This window comes from Nocardia farcinica (assembly GCF_029867845.1).
GTDB classification, from domain to species: domain Bacteria; phylum Actinomycetota; class Actinomycetes; order Mycobacteriales; family Mycobacteriaceae; genus Nocardia; species Nocardia farcinica_A.
On the sequence record NZ_JARWRU010001330.1, the window covers coordinates 1 to 3,763 of the forward strand.

Annotated in this window: 3 protein-coding genes and 1 pseudogene; 2 read left to right on the plus strand and 2 right to left on the minus strand. The window is 70.9% G+C overall.

From position 1 onward, the window contains the following. The coding region (locus QH283_RS29805; protein WP_280506241.1) for an aldehyde dehydrogenase family protein at window positions 1–679 on the minus strand (679 nt) is incomplete at its 3' end. 224 nt (window positions 680–903) lie between these two features. On the opposite strand from QH283_RS29805, the gene QH283_RS29810 reads away from it, so the two are divergent. Together QH283_RS29810 and QH283_RS29815 are read left to right on the plus strand one after the other, a co-directional pair. Continuing rightward, on the plus strand, window positions 904–2,499 hold the full coding sequence (locus QH283_RS29810) for a succinic semialdehyde dehydrogenase (protein ID WP_280506242.1): 1,596 nt from the start codon (window positions 904–906) through the stop codon (window positions 2,497–2,499). A 66-nt stretch (window positions 2,500–2,565) separates the two neighbouring features. Further along, window positions 2,566–3,051 carry a glutathione peroxidase gene (locus QH283_RS29815; RefSeq protein WP_280506243.1) on the plus strand — a complete coding sequence of 162 codons (486 nt, stop codon included), beginning with the start codon at window positions 2,566–2,568 and terminating at the stop codon, window positions 3,049–3,051. Between the two features lie 39 nt (window positions 3,052–3,090). Here the strand turns inward: QH283_RS29815 and QH283_RS29820 are convergent. Beyond that, window positions 3,091–3,763, minus strand: a pseudogene (locus QH283_RS29820) (serine/threonine-protein kinase); the annotation flags it as partial.

Sequence of the window (3,763 nt, forward strand, 5' to 3'; positions counted from 1 at the left end):
CGCCCCCCCGCTCCCGCCGCCGCGGGGGGGGGGGGGTGGGCCCTTTGCCCCCCCCCCCCGGGGGTTTGCGGGGGGGCGGGGCGTTCCGCGGCCCCCCCACCGCCGCGCACCACGGGGTGTCCGGCGCGGGCTTGAGCACCACGGTGTTGCCGGCGGCCAGCGCGGGGCCGAGCTTGGCGAAGGTGATCTGGTGCGGGAAGTTCCACGGGGTGATCGCGCCGACCACGCCCACCGCCTCCCGGCGCACCTTGCGGTGGGTCCTGATGCCCATGGGGGCGGCCTCGCCGAGATCGCTCTCCCACTCGTAGCTCGCGGCCAGTCTCGTCGGGAACTCCAGATCGGCGACCGGTCCCTCGAGCTGCGGACCGCTGGTCAGCATGACGGGCGCGCCCGCCTCGGCGACGGTGACCGCGCGGACGTCCTCGATGTGTTCCTGGATGGCGGTGCGCAACTGCTCGAGGCAACGCACGCGGAACTCATGGTCGGTCGACCAGTCGGTGCGGTCGAAAGCGGTCCGCGCCGCCGCGATCGCGGCGTCCATGTCCTCGGCCGACCCGTTGGCCGCCGTGCCGAGGACGTCTTCGGTGGCCGGGTCGACCGTCTCGAACTCGCCCGCGCCGCCGGGCACCGCCTTGCCGTCGATGAACAGGCGCGTGCCCTCGGTGGGAAGACCGCTCATAGTCGCTCCGATGCTGTCTGGACAGGTGTATGGAATATAGTCCAGTTTCCGCGCCGGTCGCAAGAACATGTTTCACTATTGGCGTCTCCGGCGCAGGATGTATATGCGAGGATGCGGTGGAATCGGTTGCCGTCCCGCGATCCGGGCAGGCGCCGGAACAGCGGTGGACCGGCCGGTCAGCACCCGCGAGCACCAGCACCCCGAGCGAGCCCACCGGAGAGGCGATGACAAGCACCGACACCCCGACGGCCACCCTGCCCGCGCGCGTCACCCCGGAACTGATCGCCCGCCTCACCGCACGCGTGCGGGCGGGCGGCGGCGCCGAGGCCAGAACGCCCTACCCGCTGATCGAGGTCTACACCGGCGCCACCTACGCCGAACTACCCCAGTCCCGCCCCCAGGACGTGGCCGACGCCTTCGCCACCGCCCGCGCCGCACAGCGGACATGGGCCGCCACCCCGCTGAAGGAACGCCTGGCGGTCTTCGCCAGAGCGCACGAGATGATCCTCACCGAGCGCACCCTCATCGCCGATCTCATCCAGATCGGGTGCGGCAAGGCCCGTCGCATGGCCTTCGAGGAGTCCTGCGACGTGCCGATGATCATCAGCCACTACCTCAAGACCGCGCGCCGCGTCCTGAAGCCGCGCAGGCACGGCGGCACCGTGCCGCTGCTCAGCACCTCCATCGAGGAGCACCGGCCCAAGGGGGTGGTCGGGGTGATCTCGCCGTGGAACTTCCCGTTCGCGCTGGCGCTCTCCGACGCCGTGGCCGCGCTGATCGCGGGCAACGCCGTGGTGCTCAAGCCCGACAACAAGACCGCCCTGTGCGCGCTGTTCGGCGTGGAACTGCTGCACCGCGCCGGCCTGCCGGACGGGCTGTTCGAGGTGGTCTGCGGCGAGGGCCCCGACATCGGCGGCGATCTGGTCGACCACAGCGATTTCGTCATGTTCACCGGCTCCACCGCCACCGGCCGGGTGATCGGCGAGCGCGCCGGACGCAATCTCATCGGATGCAGCCTGGAACTCGGCGGCAAGAACCCGCTGATCGTGCTCGACGACGCCGATCTGGACGCGGTGATCCCCGGCGCGATCTTCGCGACCTTCGCCAATTCCGGCCAGGCCTGCATGCACATCGAGCGGATCTACGTGCACGAGCGCGTCCACGACGAGTTCCTGCGCCGATTCGTCGCGGCCGCCGCCGAACTGGGCGACAAGGCCGGGGCGAGTTACGACTACACCCCCGAGTTCGGCTCGCTCGTCTCCCCCGAGCACCTGGCCAGGGTCGCCGCGCACGTGGAGGAGGCGCGCGCCGCGGGCGCGACGGTGCACACCGGCGGCCGGGCCCGCCCCGACATCGGCCCGGCCTTCTACGAGCCGACCGTGCTCACCGATGTGCCACCGCACGTCGCGCACGCCACCGGCGAGACCTTCGGCCCGGTGGTGACCGTCTACCGGGTCGGCTCCGAACAGGAGGCGATCGACCGCGCCAACGCCACCGACTACGGGTTGAACGCCAGCGTGTGGAGCCGGGACCGGGCCAGGGCGCTGCGGGTGGCGCAGCGACTTCAGGCGGGCAACATCAACATCAACGACGGCTTCGTCACCAGCTACGCCTCCAAGGCCACCCCGTCGGGCGGGGTGAAGAACTCCGGCATCGGGGCCCGCCACGGCGACCAGGGCTTGCTCAAGTACACCGACACCGTCAATGTCGGGGTGCTCAAGAGCCAGGTGATGACCGCCCGCGCGCAGATGGCCTACGACAAGCAGATCGCCTCCACCCTGGCCACCCTGCGGCTCATGCGGCGCACCCGGCTGCGCTGATAGCGTGACGCCGCGGCGGGCCGGAAGAGCCGGGCCCGCACCCGATCCGATCGAGGAGTTACACCAGTGAGCATTCGCGACATCGCGCTGCGGACCCTCTCCGGCGACGAGACCACGCTGGCCGACCTGGCGGGCGACAAGGCGGTGCTCGTGGTCAACGTCGCCTCCAAGTGCGGACTCACCCCGCAGTACACCGGCCTGGTCGAGTTGCAGCGCAGCTACGGCGAGCGCGGCTTCACCGTGGTCGGCGTGCCGTGCAACCAGTTCCTCGGCCAGGAGCCGGGCACCGCCGAGGAGATCGAGCAGTTCTGCTCCACCACCTACGGCGTCGACTTCCCGCTGCTGGAGAAGATCGAGGTCAACGGCGAGGGCCGCCACCCGCTCTATGCCGAACTCACCGAGGCCCCCGACGCCGAGGGCGCCGCGGGCGACATCCAGTGGAACTTCGAGAAGTTCCTCCTCGACCGCGACGGCAAGGTGGCCGCCCGCTTCCGCCCGCGCACCGAGCCCACCGACCCGGCCGTCGTCGCGGCCATCGAGGGCGTGCTGTAGTGCTGTGACCCGGACGCCACGTCTACCGGTCGCGCTCGGTCACAGCGGAGCCGAGCGCCACCAGCGCAGGACCTCGTCGATGGTGCCGACGATACCGTCGGTGTAGAGCAGGAACTGCGCGCGTTCCGGCTCACCGGTGAAGACGGTGACCATCTTCGGGCCGCTCTGCTCGAACTTGTAGTTGGTGTAGTTGCGGCCGCCGTTGCTGTCGGTCGACTGCACGGCGCTCGCGGGCAGGTTGTTCAGCGCCGCCTGCGCGTCCTGCGGGGTGGCGTAGGCGTAGATGGTGAAGAACGGGTCCTCGTTGTCGCCGCCGCCGAAGCAGTCCCACTGGTGCACCCAGTTGCCGAAGTCGGGCGTGCCGTCGGTCGGGAACGACGGGCTGGCCGAGGTGTAGGAGCCGCAGGTGGCCCCGTTGTAGCCGATGTCGCCGTCCTCGTTGTCGGGCACCAGGCCGGGGAACGCACGACTGATGGCGTCGCTGTCGACGGGGATCGGCGCGGGCAGGCCGGTGGTCGTGGTGCGGGTGTCCGCGCGCGGGGTGTCCTCGCCGGAGGCCAGCACGCCGACGATGCCGAGGCCTACCACCAGCAGGACCACCACGCCGACGACCATCGCCACGATCAGTCCGGTGTTGGACTTGTTCTTCGGCGGGACGGGCGGACGGGCGGCGCCACCGGCGAAGCCGTAGGCGCCCTGCGGGGTGTACCCC